The 17,719-nt window shown below is 47.9% G+C and carries 17 protein-coding genes; 14 read left to right on the top strand and 3 right to left on the bottom strand.

Translation table 11 applies throughout. The features are described 5' to 3' along the window. Window positions 1–40 precede the first annotated feature (40 nt). The 8 genes from AC6ESP_RS10875 to AC6ESP_RS10840 all read left to right on the top strand — a co-directional run bounded on the left by AC6ESP_RS10875 (window position 41) and on the right by AC6ESP_RS10840 (window position 11,310). On the top strand, window positions 41–1,192 hold the full coding sequence (locus AC6ESP_RS10875; protein WP_497096748.1) for an ABC transporter permease: 1,152 nt from the start codon (window positions 41–43) through the stop codon (window positions 1,190–1,192). Then, on the top strand, window positions 1,189–2,127 hold the full coding sequence (locus AC6ESP_RS10870; RefSeq protein WP_497096747.1) for an ABC transporter permease: 939 nt from the start codon (window positions 1,189–1,191) through the stop codon (window positions 2,125–2,127). The genes AC6ESP_RS10875 and AC6ESP_RS10870 overlap by 4 nt, the downstream gene beginning before the upstream one ends. Window positions 2,128–2,142: 15 nt before the next feature. Further along, the gene (locus AC6ESP_RS10865) at window positions 2,143–3,693 is read left to right on the top strand and encodes an ABC transporter ATP-binding protein (RefSeq protein ID WP_497096746.1); all 1,551 of its coding nucleotides are present in this window, start codon (window positions 2,143–2,145) and stop codon (window positions 3,691–3,693) included. Between the two features lie 136 nt (window positions 3,694–3,829). Then, entirely contained in the window at window positions 3,830–4,798 is a 969-nt protein-coding gene (locus AC6ESP_RS10860) for a BMP family protein (RefSeq protein WP_497096745.1), read from the top strand. A gap of 111 nt (window positions 4,799–4,909) precedes the next feature. Continuing rightward, on the top strand, window positions 4,910–5,908 hold the full coding sequence (locus AC6ESP_RS10855) for an aromatic ring-hydroxylating dioxygenase subunit alpha (protein WP_497096744.1): 999 nt from the start codon (window positions 4,910–4,912) through the stop codon (window positions 5,906–5,908). 255 nt (window positions 5,909–6,163) lie between these two features. Continuing rightward, window positions 6,164–8,050 (top strand): molecular chaperone HtpG, encoded by a 1,887-nt coding sequence (htpG, locus tag AC6ESP_RS10850; protein WP_497096743.1) that lies wholly within the window; start codon window positions 6,164–6,166, stop codon window positions 8,048–8,050. A 504-nt stretch (window positions 8,051–8,554) separates the two neighbouring features. Continuing rightward, complete coding sequence (locus AC6ESP_RS10845) at window positions 8,555–9,922, top strand: hypothetical protein (RefSeq protein ID WP_497096742.1); 1,368 nt, start codon at window positions 8,555–8,557, stop codon at window positions 9,920–9,922. 161 nt (window positions 9,923–10,083) lie between these two features. Next, window positions 10,084–11,310 carry an RtcB family protein gene (locus tag AC6ESP_RS10840; RefSeq protein WP_497096900.1) on the top strand — a complete coding sequence of 409 codons (1,227 nt, stop codon included), beginning with the start codon at window positions 10,084–10,086 and terminating at the stop codon, window positions 11,308–11,310. Window positions 11,311–11,405: 95 nt separating this feature from the next. Here AC6ESP_RS10840 and AC6ESP_RS10835 read toward each other — a convergent pair whose 3' ends face one another. From AC6ESP_RS10835 to AC6ESP_RS10825, 3 genes are all read right to left on the bottom strand, one after another. Next, window positions 11,406–12,257, bottom strand: coding sequence for a DUF4358 domain-containing protein (locus AC6ESP_RS10835; RefSeq protein WP_497096741.1), 852 nt, complete (start codon window positions 12,255–12,257; stop codon window positions 11,406–11,408). Window positions 12,258–12,505: 248 nt separating this feature from the next. Further along, window positions 12,506–13,621 carry a copper amine oxidase N-terminal domain-containing protein gene (locus AC6ESP_RS10830; protein WP_497096740.1) on the bottom strand — a complete coding sequence of 372 codons (1,116 nt, stop codon included), beginning with the start codon at window positions 13,619–13,621 and terminating at the stop codon, window positions 12,506–12,508. A gap of 149 nt (window positions 13,622–13,770) precedes the next feature. Then, window positions 13,771–13,950 (bottom strand): hypothetical protein, encoded by a 180-nt coding sequence (locus tag AC6ESP_RS10825; RefSeq protein WP_497096739.1) that lies wholly within the window; start codon window positions 13,948–13,950, stop codon window positions 13,771–13,773. 112 nt (window positions 13,951–14,062) lie between these two features. Here AC6ESP_RS10825 and speD point away from each other — a divergent pair, with 112 nt between their 5' ends. The 6 genes from speD (at window position 14,063) to AC6ESP_RS10795 (ending at window position 17,396) form a co-directional block, all read left to right on the top strand. Next, on the top strand, window positions 14,063–14,896 hold the full coding sequence (speD, locus tag AC6ESP_RS10820) for an adenosylmethionine decarboxylase (protein ID WP_497096738.1): 834 nt from the start codon (window positions 14,063–14,065) through the stop codon (window positions 14,894–14,896). A 54-nt stretch (window positions 14,897–14,950) separates the two neighbouring features. Beyond that, window positions 14,951–15,133, top strand: coding sequence for a CsbD family protein (locus tag AC6ESP_RS10815; RefSeq protein ID WP_497096737.1), 183 nt, complete (start codon window positions 14,951–14,953; stop codon window positions 15,131–15,133). Window positions 15,134–15,321: 188 nt separating this feature from the next. Beyond that, entirely contained in the window at window positions 15,322–15,528 is a 207-nt protein-coding gene (locus tag AC6ESP_RS10810) for a hypothetical protein (protein ID WP_497096736.1), read from the top strand. 172 nt (window positions 15,529–15,700) lie between these two features. Further along, window positions 15,701–16,201 (top strand): CYTH domain-containing protein, encoded by a 501-nt coding sequence (locus tag AC6ESP_RS10805; protein WP_497096735.1) that lies wholly within the window; start codon window positions 15,701–15,703, stop codon window positions 16,199–16,201. 31 nt (window positions 16,202–16,232) lie between these two features. Continuing rightward, window positions 16,233–16,844 carry a P-loop nucleotide/nucleoside kinase family protein gene (locus AC6ESP_RS10800; RefSeq protein WP_497096734.1) on the top strand — a complete coding sequence of 204 codons (612 nt, stop codon included), beginning with the start codon at window positions 16,233–16,235 and terminating at the stop codon, window positions 16,842–16,844. 9 nt (window positions 16,845–16,853) lie between these two features. Then, complete coding sequence (locus AC6ESP_RS10795) at window positions 16,854–17,396, top strand: hypothetical protein (RefSeq protein ID WP_497096899.1); 543 nt, start codon at window positions 16,854–16,856, stop codon at window positions 17,394–17,396. Window positions 17,397–17,719: the final 323 nt, after the last annotated feature.

Genomic DNA, 17,719 nt, shown 5'->3' with positions numbered 1-17,719 from the left:
GTAAGGTGGGATTCATGAATGATGCTGTGAAATGGGGTGGATGGGCATGCGGACTGCTGCTAGGGCGGAGACAGTTGCAAGATCGGTGAAGGTAGCAGTAGATGTTAGCTTTTATGCAGGGGCACTAATTATCGCACTTCTGGCGGGCGGCCTGGTTATGGCTGCAGCAGGAGTATCTCCAATGGACGCTTATCGCTTGATTTGGGAAGGAGCGGTAGGCAGCTCCGACAGTATGAAGGAAACATTGGTGAAGGCGACACCGCTCTTATTCTCGGGTTTATGCTATACCTTTGCCTACCGCTGCGGCTTGTTCAATATTGGTGCGGAAGGTCAGATCTATATGGGAGCCTTGTTCGGTACGGTAGCTGCCTTATATGTGCCGGGACTGCCGTGGTTTATACACCTGCCGCTCTGCATCCTAAGTGGTTTCATTGGAGGAGCGTTATGGGCTGGAATCGCTGGAGTTCTCAAGACCCTGCGAGGGGCAAGTGAGATTATTAATACGATTATGCTGAATTACATGGCTATTTATTTAATCAGCTATATGGTCACCGGGCCATTGAAGGAAGCGGGTGCGTCTCTCCCGCAGTCTGCCAGACTGCCGGACACGGCTATTCTCGGCAAGCTGCTCGATTCCAGGCTGCATTATGGATTTCTAATCGCTATAGTGGCAGCTGTTGTCCTCTACATCATTCTCAGTCGCACGGTATGGGGCTACGAGATTCGTTCAGCAGGCTTGAATAAGCAGGCGACGAAGGTGATGGGCATACCCGTGAAGCGTAACATGCTGCTCGTTATGATGATTAGCGGTGCAATTGCTGGAATTGGCGGCTTCGTGGAAATATCCGGTGTTCAGAATCGACTGTTTCAGAACTTCTCTCAAGGCTTCGGCTATGACGGTATCGCAGTAGCGCTTGTAGGTGGAGCTCATCCAATCGGCAATATTTTCTCCGCCATTCTGTTCGGGGGACTGCGCAGCGGGGCTAACGCGATGCAGCGTTATACAGGCACCTCGACTTCGCTAATCTATGTCATTCAAGCAACCATCATTATTCTTGTTGTATGCAATCGCTATTGGTTTGGCGGTATGAAGCGCAGGCTGGTCGAATATTTAACCGTCAAAGCAACGGGAGTGATTGAAGGCAGAGGCGCAGCATCGCTAAGCTTTCAAGGGCGGGAGGGAAAACAATGAGTGAAGACGTTATTGTAAGCTTCCTTGCAGCGGCTATCCGATTGTCCGTACCTCTGCTGCTCGCTGGGATTGGCATCTTGTTCATGTCGCGGAGCGGTATATTGAACATCGGCATGGAGGGTATGGTGCTGATAGGGGCTTTGTCGGGAGTGCTGGGTGCACATTATTTTCACGGTATGGGCGCTGGTCTGCTTTTCGCGATTATGATTGGAGGCATGTTGGGACTGTTATTCGGCTTTCTCGTCATTACGACGGGGGCGGATCAGGTCGTTATTGGAACAGCGCTGAATCTGCTAGGACTTGGGCTTACTACTGTCTTTGGTCGCAGCCTGCTCGGTATGGGACAAGAGGCGGTGAAGGTAGAGGGCATTCCGATTGTTGCGATCCCTGTTCTGCGGGACATTCCCTACATCGGTGAGGCGCTGTTCAGCCAGAATATTCTGGCTTACACAGCATACCTGCTTGTACCGATTGTTAGCTTCATTTTCTATAAAACGATGTGGGGACTGCAGGTGAGATCCGTTGGCGAGAATCCGCTCGCTGCGGACACACTCGGGGTTAAGGTGCATCGTATCCGTTATATCTGCTGCATGCTCGGTGGGATGATGGCTGGCCTGGCTGGCTGCTCCATTTCTCTCGGTATTCTGAATCAGTTCACGGAAAATATGGTTGCAGGACGAGGCTTCATCGCTTTGTCGGCCGTCATATTCGGTAAGTGGACACCAGGCGGCACGATGTCAGCGGCACTCTTATTCGGTGGGGCGGACGCGCTGCAGCTGCGCTTCCAATCCTTCGGTATCAAGGTGCCTTATCAATTCATGCTGATGTTTCCTTACATTCTGACCATGGTTACACTGGCCTGGTTCTCCGGCAAGAGCAAGCAGCCTGCCGCAACCGCACAGTCTTACAAAAGCTTGGCGAACCGCAATAGTTGATAGGGGGAGTTGCAGGTGCAGGTACCGGTACCGGTGGATACGATTCTCGAAATACGCGAGCTTGTGAAGCGCTTCGGGAGCTTCACAGCCAACGACAAGCTTAATCTAGCTTTCCGGAGGGGTGAGATTCATGCCATTCTTGGCGAGAATGGCGCTGGCAAGAGCACATTGATGAATATGCTCTCCGGCATGCTGACCCCAGACGAGGGAGAGATTGTGTTCAAGGGAGAGCGCGTTAAGTTCACCTCCCCTGGACAGGCGGTTGCAGCAGGGATAGGGATGGTGCATCAGCATTTCATGCTCATTCCGGCGCTGACTGTTGCAGAGAATGTTGTGTTAGGCATGAAGCAGGGACGCAGCCCGCTGCTTAACCTGAAGAAGGCATGCAGAGAGATTAGGGAGCTGTCTGACCGATTCAGACTTGGTGTAGAGCCAGAGAAGCGGGTGGGTGAGCTGTCTGTTGGTCAGCAGCAGCGAGTGGAGATTGTGAAGACGCTCTACCGCGGCGCGGACTTCATTATTATGGATGAGCCAACTGCTGTGCTTACACCCCCTGAGGTGGAGGATTTGTTCCGGGTGCTGCGAACGCTGAAGGAGCGAGGGACGACGATTATATTCATTAGTCATAAGTTGCAGGAGGTACAGGCTATATGTGATCGCGTTACTGTCTTGCGATTAGGCAAGCTAATCGGTACACAGGATATGGCTGTTACGAATCCAGCTGATCTTGCGCGAATGATGGTGGGGCGCGATGTTGCCGTACAGACGCGCAAGGCGGCTGTTCAGAGTAAGGTAACTCGCTTCGAGGTGCAGGGAATTTGCGCTTCAGAGCAGGGCATATCTCTTCTCGATAACATCTCGTTTCAGATTAAGGAAGGAGAGATTATCGGGCTTGCTGGCGTAGATGGGAATGGGCAGCGCGAGCTTAGTGAGGTGCTGTTCGGTTTGCGGGCGAAGTCCGCTGGTACAGTACTGCTGGATGGGAGTGAGCTTCAGATGGCGAATCCCCGCTTGATGACAGAGCTGGGTATCGCCTATATACCGGAGGACCGGCATAAAGAGGGGCTTATTCTGCCGATGAGCATCGCTGAAAATTTGATAGCCAAACAGTATTACAAACGTAAATTCAGCAAAGGCGGCTTCATTAACCGTAGGCTTGTCCGCAGCAGTGCTGAGCAGCTGATCAGTGAGTATTCGATTAAATCTGGCAGCGCGAATGATCCCGTAGGCAGACTCTCCGGCGGTAATCAGCAGAAGGTCGTGCTGGCAAGAGAGCTAATGCTCGAGCCTCGAATCATGGTCGCCATGCAGCCGACTCGCGGAATGGATGTTGGGGCAGCGGAGTATGTGCATAAGCGAATATTGGAGGCGCGCGAGCTAGGCTGCGCGATTCTGCTCATCTCGACCGAGCTGGAAGAAATTATGGCGCTGTCCGATCGGATTGCCGTGCTGTATAAGGGTCGCATTCTCGAAATACTTGATCGGGAAGAGGCGAACACGGATCGAATTGGCCTGCTTATGGCTGGTGTTCAGTCGGATAGGCCGAAGATTGTGAGGCATGCGTGAGTCACTCACTGCAATCAGGCTTCCTGCAAGCTTTCTTGTCATTCTTGTCATCTTAAATAATAGAAACCGTGGAGGGATTCAGATGAAGAAAAACATGTGTAAGAGAAGCTTGATTATCCTAAGTTCAGTGGTCCTCATGATCATATTTACAGCCTGCGGAGGCAGCTCAGCTAAGAACGAGAACGCAGCAGCCGTTGATGGTTCAGCGAAGAAGCTGAAGGTTGCGCTATTGACGCCTGGTCCTATTAACGATAATGGCTGGAATGCAACGGCTTATGCAGGCCTGCTGAAGATTGAAGAAGAGCTCGGTGCGGAGATCGTCTATTCAGAGAAGGTTGGCAATTCTGATTCTGCTGAGTTTATCAAGGGCTATGCGCAGGATGGCTTCGATGTCATTATCGGCCACGGCTTCGAGTATGGGGACGTTATGAAGGAGATAGCGCCCGATTATCCGAATGCCTGGTTTCTGGTGAATAGCTCGACGGCAACGCAGGAGCCGAACCTGACTTCACTTAGCGTGAACGATAGCGAGCAAGGATATTTGATGGGTGCGGTTGCGGCGTTAATGTCGAAGAGTGGTGTAGTAGCAGCTATCGGAGGCTCCGAGATTCCACCGATTACGAAGTCGGTGCAAGGCTTCGCGAATGGAGCGAAAGCGATCGATCCTGGCATTGAAGTGCTGACGACGATGACAGGTGACGATAGTGACGTAGCGAAGGCGAAGGAAACAGCGATATCTTTCATTGAAAAAGGTGCCGACGTCGTGATGACCAATGCTAATCAGGCGGGCCTTGGGGGGATTGAAGCGGCGAAGCAGAAGGGAGTGCTCGCCATTGGTTCTAATCAGGATCAGAATCCCAATGCTCCGGATACCGTTGTGACAAGTGTGATTAAGGATTACCCTGAGGCGATGAAGATCGTCGTAGAGCGCATCATGAAGGGTGAGATGAAGGCTGAATCGCAGCTGCTCGGCGTGAAGGATGGTGCGGTCTATCTAGCTCCGTTCCATGGCTTCGAGGATACAATCCCTCAAGAGACGAAGGACCGGATTCAAGAGGTTATTAAGCAGCTTACTGACGGTACGGTGAAGGTATCTAACGAATAGAAGGTATAGAGCAAGCAGAAGGTAGGATTGGAATAGAAGATTCGAGAACGATAGATGGTAGGGATGGAATCGTTCGAACCACCAGTTCATAGATGAAGAGGAGTGAGCCGCATGGTTATGGCAGAGACGGTGAGAGACATTGTGTTGGAGAATGAATGGCATCCGGTTTGTATTGCGAAGGATTTGGTGGATAAGCCCTTATCCGTAATGGTGCTGGGAGAGCGGGTGGCGGTGTTCCGTACGAAGAAAGGCGTGCATGCGCTGCGTGATCTATGCGTACACCGCGGTGCGATGCTGTCGAAGGGTTGGGTTGAGGGAGAGAAGCTGGTCTGTCCTTACCACGGTTGGAAATATGACAGTGATGGTGCTTGTGTCTGTATTCCCGCTCAGCCGAAGGGAGAGCGAATACCAGTAAGGGCGAAGGCGTCCAGTTACGGCTGCGTAGAGAAATATGGTCTTGTATGGGTATGTCTTGGCGAGCCTTCGAGCGAGCTGCCTTACTTGGAAGAGTTCGAGAATCCAGAGCTTCGCCCTCTGCCTTGCGGTCCTTATCAGGTGCATGCGGCGGGTACACGGGTCATTGAGAATTTCACTGATTTCGCCCATCTGATGTTTGTGCATGGCGGACTGCTTGGTCATCCCGACTATGCGGAGCTGCCGGACTTCAAGGTGTTCAAGGAGAAGGATCGAGTATTCACGGGGGATGTTCCTATCTTCCAGCCGGTGGCGCATTCCGGATCTGATGCGGAGGAAGGCACGACCTACGTATACGTGAAGGAGGTATTCCGTCCGCTGGCAGCGCGTCTGTCCAAGCGTGATGCGGCTACAGGACAGACATTGTGGATACTGCTAACCGTACTACCAGTAACAGAGAAGGAATGCACCGTGTTCATGTCCGTATCTCGTAACTATGCTTTCAATGTCGATGATCAGCAATTTATTGATTTTCAGAATACGGTATTCGAACAGGATGCATGGATTATCGAGACGCAGAAGCCAGAGCTGCTGCCTCTCGACCTACAGGCAGAGCTTAACCATAAAGCGGATAAATTGTCCGTGGCTTACCGGCGCTGGTTAATTGAGCTTGGCGTGACATTCGGAACGACCTAGTATAAATGAAGGCAGCCTCATTCTCATTTTCATGGAGACTTGGGCTGTCTTTTTGTATAGCTGCATTGCAGAATCAAGCATTTTCTTGCCGCAACGTATTGACATTGAAAAATGCACTATGTTATATACAAAGGAGGATTAGCACTCTGAGGAATGGAGTGCTAACATTAAGGCTATCCTAGTTGAAGGATAGCTGCAGCATGTTACACATGAATTGAGACTAATCTATTTGTATGGAAGGGAGATTTATTATTCATGGCCAAGAAAGAATTTCAAGCCGAATCCAAACGTTTGCTAGAGATGATGATTAACTCCATTTATACGCAGAGAGAAATCTTTCTAAGAGAGCTCGTATCCAATGCCAGTGATGCTATCGATAAAATATATTACAAAGTGCTTGCTGATGAGCAATTGGCATTCGACAGCGAACACTATTACATCAAAGTAACAGCAGACAAGGCTAATCGTACGCTTACGATTACCGATACAGGTATCGGGATGACCAAAGAGGATCTCGAGAACAACCTTGGTATTATCGCCAAGAGCGGCTCGCTAGCTTTTAAGAAAGAGAATGAAATGAAGGACGGGCGCAACATTATCGGTCAGTTCGGGGTCGGTTTTTATGCGGCGTTCATGGTGGCTGATGTTGTTACGGTTGTTAGTAAGGCATTCGGCAGCGAGGAAGCTTTCAAATGGGAATCCACGGGCGCTGATGGCTACACGATAGAGCCGACTGAGAAGGATTCAGTCGGTACAGAAATTACACTCACAATTAAAGAGAACACCGAAGATGACCAGTATGACGAATTTCTCGAAGAGTATCGCTTGAAGGCGATCATTAAGAAATATTCGGACTTCATCCGCTATCCGATCAAGATGGACGTGAAGGGCCAGAGAGCCAAAGACGGCAGCGAGAGCGAGCTTGAGGATTACCAAGAAGAGCAGACGATTAACAGCATGGTTCCGATCTGGCGGAAAAATAAAAACGAGCTCACTGATGCAGATTATGAGCAGTTCTATAACGAGAAGCGCTACGGCTTCGATAAGCCGATCAAGCATATTCATATCAGTGCGGATGGCGCAGCGGTATACAATGCCATTCTGTACATTCCGGAGAGCACACCGTTCGATTACTATACGAAGGAATTTGAAAAAGGTCTGGAGCTCTATTCGAACGGCGTTCTTATTATGGATAAATGTGCGGATCTGCTGCCTGATTACTTCAGCTTCGTCAAAGGTATGGTTGACTCCGAGGATTTGTCCTTGAACATTTCGCGGGAGCTGCTGCAGCATGACCGTCAATTGACGCTCATTGCTAAGAATATCAAGAATAAGATTAAGAGCCAGCTGCTCAGCCTATTGAAGGATGAGAGAGAGCAGTACGAGAAATTCTACCAATCCTTCGGCAGACAGCTGAAGTTCGGTGTATACAACGATTATGGCATGAACAAAGATATGCTTCAGGATCTGCTGCTATTCTACTCTTCGAAGGAGAAGAAGCTGGTTACGCTTGATGAGTATGTGTCGAGAATGCCAGAGGAGCAGAAATTTATTTATTATGCTTCTGGTGAATCCATTGAGCGTATCGATAAGCTGCCGCAGACGGAGCTTGTAGCCGATAAGGGCTATGAAATCCTGTATTTGACCGATGATATTGATGAGTTCGCAATCAAGATCATCACGGCTTACAAAGAGAAGGAATTCAAATCCGTATCGAGCGGTGATCTGGGGATTGAAGCCGATGCTGATGAAGAAGCACAGTCCCAAGCCGATGAGAGCGACAACAAAGAGCTCTTCGACTATATGCAGGGCAAGCTTGGCAATAAAGTCAGCCGTGTCAAAGCGTCGAAGCGACTGAAGACTTACCCGGTATGTCTATCGGCTGAGGGAGAAGTAACGATCGAGATGGAGAAAATCTTGAAGGCTATGCCTAATGGTCAAGATGTGAAGGCAGACAAAGTGCTGGAGATTAACGTCAACCATGAGGTATTCCAATCGTTGAGGAATGCTTTTGAGACAGACAAAGAGAAGCTGGATCTGTATACAAGTCTACTATACAATCAAGCGCTTCTTATCGAAGGCTTGCCGGTTAGTGATCCGGTTGAGTTCACGAACGACATCTGCAAAATTATGGTCGGCTAATGTTGATTGAATTGTAGGGACAAAGGGAGAGCCTCCAAAACCACGATGCGAGTGGGTTTGGAGGCTCTTTGTTGTGTGTACGGCGTAGTTGCCCAGCGGTAGTCATCGCCAAGCGAGCGTGTGCGGTTAGCGATAGGAGTTTCGCTATTGGTGAATGTATTTACTCTAATGATTGGTCAAACCGCAGACTTGACAGGATTAGCGCAACGAATTACCTAATTAGCGAAAGAGTGTTCACGAGTAGCGAATCCAGTTACTGGAACCAGCCGGCAGCCAGCGAGCGTGGGACAAGCAGCGAAATTGTCTTCATGAATAGCGAAATCTGTTTCGCTATTGGCTGGCCTCCGCAAACGAGCGAATGGATCATGACCTGAGCATAACTATTAAATCATTGTAAAAATATTCATTGACTAGTAGATTCTCCGTTGCTATAATCTGAGCAGTAGTCATTCCCGATTAAACTTATCGGATTTACATAATTAGAAAATAATGGAGGTTACTATCTTGAATAAGACGAAATCACGCACTTCTTACACCAAGCTTCTAGCAGCATTCCTCTTGTCTTTCTCTATTCTTCTTACACAATCGGTTGCATTTGCCGCTGCCGCAGCACCAACGGCTGCTGTATCGCAGGAGGATGGCGTTCAGCAATACAAGCAATTCCTGCAAGAGAACTATAATGTTGCATTGACAGGCTCGGTAACAAAAGGTCAATTCATTGAGGCTATCGCCGATATTCTAGCACTTGAGCCTTCTGGTGAGGAAGTCACATTCACGGATCTTCAAGCGGATCAAGCGCTGTTCCCGGCAGCTGCTGCTCTATACGAGAATGGAATCTTGTCTGGCCCTGCAATTCAAGGGGATCAGAAGCTGACGAATGCAATTGCGGTTTCTATCGCAGTGAGAGCAGCTGATCTGCACGAGCTGGCATACACTTACCCGGTTGTGAAGGTGAATAAGACTCTTAGCGCGCTTAAGCTAACTAGCAGCACGGTTGGAGCCAAGGCTGCACAGGAGCTGGCTGCTGCGGTTGATACGGGTCTACTGTCAACAGAATTCCAAGCAAGCTTTAAGCCGAAGAATGCAGCAAGTGAGCAGCTGGTAAATTCCCTTCTTGGCAAGATTCTGGTTACAAAAGGCTTGTACAAGAATTACATCGGCTATACAAGCGATGCAGACATCTACACACAGCTGAACAATGCTTATGCGACTTCGGATATTATCGATGCACCTAAGCTGCAATCCCTTGTGAATGAAGCGCTGGAGCAAGAATTGGTTACTGGCTACAACATTAAGGATTCACGCTTTGATTCCAACTTTATCCCATCCTTGTCGCTTACATATGGACATTCGAATCTGAAGCATGCGATCCAGCTTATCGGCTTGCTGCGCAGCGAAGGTCTGAATGCAAAAGTACAATTCGAGCCAAAAACCTCGGCATTCATCCATCTGGCTGAGTGGGGCGATCCAGGCCCAAATGTTGTACAGATTGCTAATGGCAACTACATTGCATACTCCAAAGAGTACGATCTTGAATTTGAATTCGCTACAACGGCAGACAAAGCTGCTTTCCAGAATATTGTTCTAACTTATGCGAAGAAGAACGAACAGGATCAAGCAGGTCTGATCTACGGCTCATGGTGGCAGCCACTGTATTACTCAGCCACGGAGCTGAAGGATTATGAGATTATCACGAACAATCTGATTACAGATCCAGACAGCCCTTATACAGTTCATGCATTCTCCTTGAATGAAGATTCAGCAAAGGTTGTTGCAGGCTTCAAAGCAATCGATCCAGAAGCGGACATTACACCATATCAATTCTGGGTAGACAAGCCATTCTTCAACTATCTGCACGGCGAGGCACTATAAGATTCCATAGTACAATTGCAGCTTATACAAACAATGTCCTTCCGGTCAGTAGACCGGAGGGATATTGTTTTTTCACATTCGCTATACTTTTACCATGTTCATCCATGCATGAATAGGTCAGAATAGAGCTAACAAATATGAAAGCACAGGAGATGATCATGATGGGGTATGTAACGATAGATGGGGTTCGAGTATGGGGGAATCCGGATGAGGGAGCGCTCTCTCAAGCAAGAGCTTGTGCAGCTACCGGCAACGTTGTGCAGACTCTTCTAATGGCCGATCATCATAAGGGGTACAGTCAGCCTATCGGCGGCGTTGTCGTCTATGAGGGGCAAATATCTCCTTCGGGAGTCGGTTATGATATTGGCTGCGGCAATAAAGCGGTGCGCACGAGCTTGATGGCGGACGAATTGAAGCCTCAATTAGCAGAGTATATGAATCAGATTGCACGTCAAATCTCGTTCGGTGTCGGCCGTACGAATAATGTCCCAGTCGACCATGAATTGTTTGATGACCCGGACTGGTCCGTATATTCGGATATTGGCAAGCAGGAGCATGACAAGCTGAAGAAGCTGGCTCAGAGTCAGCTGGGAACGGTTGGTAGCGGCAATCATTTTGTTGATCTGTTCGAGGAGCTGGGGACAGGGAGAGTCTGGATTGCGAATCATTTTGGCAGCCGAGGCTTCGGACATAAGACAGCGAGCGGTTTTCTCAATCTGGCAGCAGGTAGGGAGTTTCTGGGCAAGGCGCCGGGAGAGAAGATGGATCAGCCTCCGGTATTGTTCGATATGAGCAGCGAGCTTGGAGATATGTATTACAGAGCGATGAAGCTGGCTGGCCGTTATGCTTATGCGGGAAGAGATTATGTTATCCAGCAGGTGCTTGATATTCTTGGAGCAACGACTGACTTCGAGGTGCACAATCATCATAATTTTGCATGGAAGGAGACTCACAACGGCAAGGAGTCCATCGTAGTCCGTAAGGGTGCTACTCCATCGATGCCAGGACAAATGGGCTTCATTGGCGGGAGTATGGGGGATTTATCCGTTATTATCCAAGGCAAAGATTCTGTAGAGAATCGCGACGCTTATTACAGCACGGTTCATGGAGCAGGTCGAGTGATGAGCCGGACACAGGCCGCAGGCAAAATGAACTGGAAGACGCGCTCGCGCATGGGAGGCGAAATATCTCAGAAGCAGATGATGGATGCGGTCAACTCCTTCGGCGTTGAGCTTCGCGGAGCGGGTACTGACGAGAGTCCATTCGTCTACCGCAAGCTTCAGGATGTGCTGGATGCCCATGCAGAGACAATCGAAGTGCTACATCGCTTGAAGCCCATCGGTGTGTGCATGGCCGGCGCAGACGAGTTCGATCCTTATAAGGATTAGTGTATTTCCCTGTGAGTTGATGCACGAACCGTCTATATGAAAAAAGCTATCTCAAGGTCTATGGGACTGACCTGTAGAGATAGCTTTTTTAGCATTTAAAAGAAGCTGTTGAATATTTTTTTGACAGCTTCCTGATCAGGAGTAATGGAGAACAACACATAATCGCCGTTACGAACGATTTGATAGTTCAAGGCATCCTCGTATTGATCCGGCAGATAGGTTTCGAACGTTTTTTGAACGCTTTCCGCACGCTTCGTGAATGCTTTCTCGACTTCGTCATAGCTCTTATCAGACTTCAGGTGAACGACGACAACCTCAGTTGCTTTAACGTTCATAAGTGGCATCAAAAATTTACTGTCTTTGAATAGACTGGCAGAGTCAAGTCCATAAATGTCTTTGATCAGCTCAGCGTCCATTTCGAGCATCCCTGCCAGCTCTAGATCCTCTGTGATTTTGCTTGTGATGTCAGATGGTTTAATATCTTTTTCAACGTTAGGCTTTTGTGTTGGTTTTGGTGTTGGCTTAGGTGTAGCCGCCGGCTTCTCTGTTGGCTTCGTGGTAGCCTCAGGTTTTTTCGTAGGTGCTGGTGTCGCAGCCGGCTTTGCCGTAGGCTTCACTTCAGCCGGCTTGGCTGTTGCGGCTGGCGTTTCTTTAGGCTTAGCTGTCTCAGCACTCTCTTTCTCGGGCTCCTTCGTTGCAGCGGGTTCGCTGCTCGGGCTTGCTTGGACAGGTTCGCTCGTAGCAGCAGGCGTGCTTGTTGCTGCACTCTCTAGAGAGCTATTCGTATCCGTTGCTGTCTCGTTCGAGCTTTCTTTTCCAGTTGTGATCTCATTCGAAGTGTTACCTGTGATGTCTGCTGCATCATTCGAGCTTGAGCATCCTGTTGCTACTACAGAGATTGCGATTCCTAGTACCGCCAATTTGGCTGCTAACTTGCTGTTCGTCATGAATGTATCCGCTCCTATTATTGAAATTCCACAATCAGACGTTATCTCACTCAAAAAGGTTTCATATTTTCTTTCTATTCATGAAATAATCCGCTCCGCGTTGTAAAAATACCTAAAAAATGTAATTAATTTATGATAATTACGAGTTTCATCATCATATTATCCGATTATTTGAGCTGGACAATAGAAAAGCCCTGGAGTATCACTCCAAGGCTTCCTTTTACAGATGTAAGTCGTATAGCTTGTCTTTATTTACTCAAGCTCAGCTTAATATCGTCGAAATACAGCGTAGTTAACCCCTCATATCCTGAGTCGCTTCCAATAAGCAGGAACACTTCACCCTTCTCATTCGTGGTCACCTTCGTATTGTAGTTCAGTGGTACAAGCTGGTAATCATCGTTATCGGAATTCGGCTTAGTTACATTGCCGATGATTTTGGCGTCCTCGCCTTGGGCGGTCTGATTGCCTTTATCGATGTTCATTCGGTAATAGGATTCGCCTGCGTCCTCTTGCTTCACGGCCATCGGTTCAGTACCCAGGACAGCAGCTTTGATAACGACAGATTCTCCAGGAGCGCCTCCTATGCCGAATTGTCCTGCCTTTTGCTTGGTGTACATACCGATAGACAAGTCAGCGTTATATTCGGTATTAGGCTGGAGCCCGTCAATTTTCTTAGTCATGAACATAAACAAATCATCACTGCGGTTCATTCCTGTGAGCTTCATCCCGTAATTCGTCTTGTTGCCTTCTAGCGGAAGAAGCTCTCTTTTATATTCAAGATTATAGATTGCTGGATCATAGATCACAGGAAGATCAGCGAAATCACCCTTCCAGCCATCGTCGCTCTTGTCGAAATCATATTGGAAAGCTTGTGTGGACTCGTTGGCAGCTTTGCCTGTTATCGTTATCGTACGTGATGCTTGATTCCACTGGATGTTAGCACCCATCGCTTCAGCGATGCTTCTTGCAGGAATGAATAGGGTTCCCTTGATCTTAACGACTCGCTCAGGCAGCGTAACCTTGTTGCCGATCGTGTAATATAAGTAAGAATCGTTCACTTTAATCGTCAATTGTCCGAAGGATTCTCCCGTCAGAGTAGCAGTCTGCTTCCCTTCGTTCCAGTTGATATCGGCTGCGAGCGATTCGGTCAGAGCTCGAAGAGGAATCATCGTATTGTCGTTCAACACATATGGAGCAGCATTGAGCGGATGTTCACCGGTACTAGTGAAATAAGCCTTCTTATTAATCTGGAATTGTACCGATTGATCGGGCAACGGCAAGGCTGCGTGCACCTCAGGAATTTGATAAGTGGCAGCTGCGGTAATTGCGGCGATAATGCTAGTTACGATCCATTTTTTATTCAACAATACGTTCACCATCCTCATTCACTATTCTTAGCCTAAGTTGTTGCTTGGTAGAATAGACGAGGCATATCAGTTAATAGTTACATGGCACTCTACATAAAAAGAAGAACCAACCATCGAAGGATGATTGGTTCTTCTCAATCGTATTCTTATTCCTGCTCAAGCCGATAATCATCGATTTTCTCGCCGTCTTCCCATATTTCTACGAATAGAGCATCGCAATTCTCAATATCCTCCGGCTTTATGCCCAGTGCTTTTTCTTCATCCGTACCTACATACACATTGTCCATTCCATCTTCGTGGAAGGAGAGAATGACATAAATTTTCAAAGCTATGAACCTCCAGCGCAATCATTTTTTTGCAGTATAACATAAATTACGGAGCAGAGTAGAATCGGCAGCTGAAAAAAGGGTAATAGTACTTATGAATGGAGGTATGATGATGACCGAAGAAAACAAGCGCTTCACACTTCATGGGTTTAACAATCTAACGAAATCATTAAGCTTTAATATGTATGACATCTGTTACACGAAGACCAGAGAGGAACGAGAGGCGTACATCGCGTATATTGACGAGCAGTATAATTCGGATCGGCTGACGAAAATATTGAATACCGTATCCGATATTATCGGCGCGCATGTACTTAATACAGCCAAGCAGGATTATGTGCCGCAGGGTGCTAGTGTAACGCTGCTCGTATCAGAAGGTCCTATCGTGGAGGTGCCGACAGGCTCATTCGACCAATCACCGGGACCGCTTCCAGGCAATGTTGTGCTGCAGCTGGACAAGAGTCATATTACGGTACATACCTATCCTGAGTATCATCCGAGTGAGGGCATAAGTACCTTCCGAGCGGATATCGATGTATCTACCTGTGGAGAAATTTCGCCGCTCAAAGCTCTCAATTATTTAATCCATTCCTTCGACACGGATATTATGACGATCGATTATCGGGTACGCGGCTTCACCCGTGATATTCGCGGCAATAAGCTGTTCATCGACCATGATATTAATTCGATTCAGAATTATATTCCGCAGGAGGTCATCAGTGCTTACGATATGATCGATGTTAACGTGTATCAGGAAAATATTTTTCATACCAAATGCAAGCTGCGTCAATTCGATCTCAACAACTATTTGTTCGGCTATACGAAGGATAAGCTGAGCACCAAGGAGCAAGAGGAGATTACCGAGCGCCTGAAGGAAGAGATGGACGAGATCTTTTACGGTAAAAACCTAACTCCAATTATGTTCAATCACAAGTCGGATGTTTGAAGCTGCCTCTAATGTGGTAATAGAGCGTATACCGAAGTAGAGGAGATGAAGAAGATGACTAACAGCGGACTAAGCGACAAAGTCAAAGGGAACATTTCTCAAGCGAAGGGTGAGATCAAGGATCAGGTAGGTCGAGCGACTGATGATAAATCCTTGCAAGCGGAAGGCAAGTGGGACAAGCTCAAAGGAAATGTGCAAGAGAAGGTCGGCGAAGTGAAGGATCGGCTGAATAAATAAATAAGCTTAGATGAAAAAGATAGCGGGTACGCTGGGCTTCTATTGAAGCACGGAGCGTACCTGCTATTTTTTGGTGTAAGTGTGTGTTCATAACCGCATATCAAGCTCTGAAATAGGGGGACAGGACGATAGGATAGAAATGTGAAAACGGCCAATCTGCTGCGCCTTTGATATGAGGCGAGATCAGATTGGCCGTACTTACTGCTTCTTATCGCTCTTCGGGTATGATTTCTGGTGGTGCTTCAGGTGGAATCTCCGGTATCGTTGTTGGCGGTTCAATCTCACGATCTGGCTGGACAGGTGATATCTCAGGTGAAGGCGGCGGTGTGATCTCCGGTTTGTCATTCGGATTTAATCTGGAATTTCACCGGGTATGTCGTCATTCTTGTACATGAGTCAACCTCCTCTCGTTCTATTATAATAGTTACCCAAATTTGTGATGAACAACGCTCCAGCGCCGGACACTATTTTTGACCGCTTCTCGTAATTTTTGTACAATATGGACAACAGACGCCCTCCTGGTGTGCGTTTAGGCAGGGCTTTTTACTATTTGGAGGTTATAATCGTATGCCACTTGAAATTGAACGGAAATTTCTGCTCACAGAATCCATTGATTCAGTCATCACCAAAGGCAAGCTGAGTATTCAGTCCGAGCAGAGAATCGAACAGACTTATTTGGCTATGGATGAGAGTCAGGAGCTGAGAGTTCGGCGCATCAAAGATATGGAGTCAGGAGAGCTGACGTTCACCCACACATTCAAAAAAGGAAACGGTCTCTCGCGCGAGGAAATCGAATATTCGATCTCGGAGGGGATATATGAGCAGATGATTCACGCCTTTCAGGTGGTACCGCTCACCAAAAACCGCATTACTGCAGTGTGGGAAGGCCGAGTGATCGAGATAGACATCTATGACCAGATCAAGCTGTCCGTGCTTGAAGTGGAATTTGATTCCGAAGAGGAAGCGCATGCCTTCGTATCTCCGGAATGGTTCGGGAAGGACATCAGCTCGGAGCGCCAATATAGCAACAAGACCGTGTGGAGACAGCTGCAAGAAAGCAAACAGTAGATTCGTTCATACAAGACGGAGGTTTCCTATTATGCGTAAATTAGTGTTCTTCGTCGGAGGAGCAGGTGCCGGCAAAACAACATTAGCGAAGGCGTTGGCCAAAAAGCGCAGTACGGTGCTGCTCGATATGGACACACTGCTGCGGCCTGCAGCCGTATCAGTCATGACGATTGCTGGACTTGATCCGAATGATCGGGATTCCGCTGATTACAAAAGATTATGCCGCGATCTTGGCTATCGCATTACGATGGATGCTGCTCTGGAGAATATAGACATCGGTACGGATACGCTCGTTATCGGGCCATTCACGAAAGAGACGGAGGACCCGCTGTGGATTGAGCAGGAGCTTGGGAAGATAGGTGCTTCACTTGCCGATGTGGATGTGAAGGTCGTATTCGTCTACTTGCAGAATGAGCAGGCACATTATGATCGTATTGCGGGTCGAGGCTATGTGCTCGACGGGTGGAAGCTGGAGCACTGGGATGAATTCAGCCTCGGAGCGCTTAAGCCTCGAAGTCTGAGATGGAATCTGCCAGAGGACTCCGTCCTTTATTTTGACAATTCGCAGCCTTTAGATGAAGATACGATCACTACATTGGATCGGTTTATTTACGGAACATCCAATGATAGGCGGGAAGAATGAGGAATGACGATGTTTGATCCTACGGTGTTCGATAATTTGAAGGTCGCGTTCGAGAACGAGATCTACGATCTGGATAATTTGGACGGCAAGCTGACGATTACGAATCGGCGAGATCAGCTGGAGCTCTCGATTATGTCCAGGGAGTTCGCGCTGCGGTTTCACCTAACTGGGTATAAGGACGCTTCTGCTGAGCTTCGTCTGGAAGCATCGCTGAAGGATTTGGCAGCTGAGATATTAGAACAGCAGGGTGAGGTGCCGGCTTGTACGCTGAGAATGTTCTTTTATCTATTAATAGAAGAACCGGAAATACAATGCGAACAGATCAATGAAGTATTAGAGGAAATATGGAAGCCGGAGCAGCCTCCCGTACAGACTTTGAGCTTTGTGTATGGACAACAGGGGGTCGTGTACGCCAATACGGTAGAGCTGTTATTCAATCGCAAGATCAATGAAGACCAGATGGAGGACATTCCCGAGCTTACAAGTCATATGCTTCAGACACTAGAACATTTGAATCGGATCGGGTCGCATCAGCTAGATGAGAGCAAGTAAGAAAGAGGGATGAACAGTGAGAGATGCTGTTCGTCTTTTTTTATGAAGAGATGGTTGAACCGTTAATCGGAGTGGCATTCGTATATGGATGATACAATTGAAGTTTTTTGTCCTATTTCAAAAAAAACACTTGCAATGGTGTGTTCGCCTATGGTATATTCTAATTCCGGCCGAGAGAAACAAGCGGACGGCAAGCGAAACACACGAATGAGATTGTTCTTTGAAAACTGAACAACGAGCGAAACTGCCCCATAGATTCCACGGAATTTATGGAGAAGCAATAAACAAAGTAATGAGCAAGTCAAACACCTGGTGAGTTTTAT

The organism is Paenibacillus xinjiangensis (genome assembly GCF_059686975.1).
The sequence above is the reverse complement of the archived record's forward strand: the minus strand, read 5'-3'. Positions and strand labels throughout refer to the sequence as shown.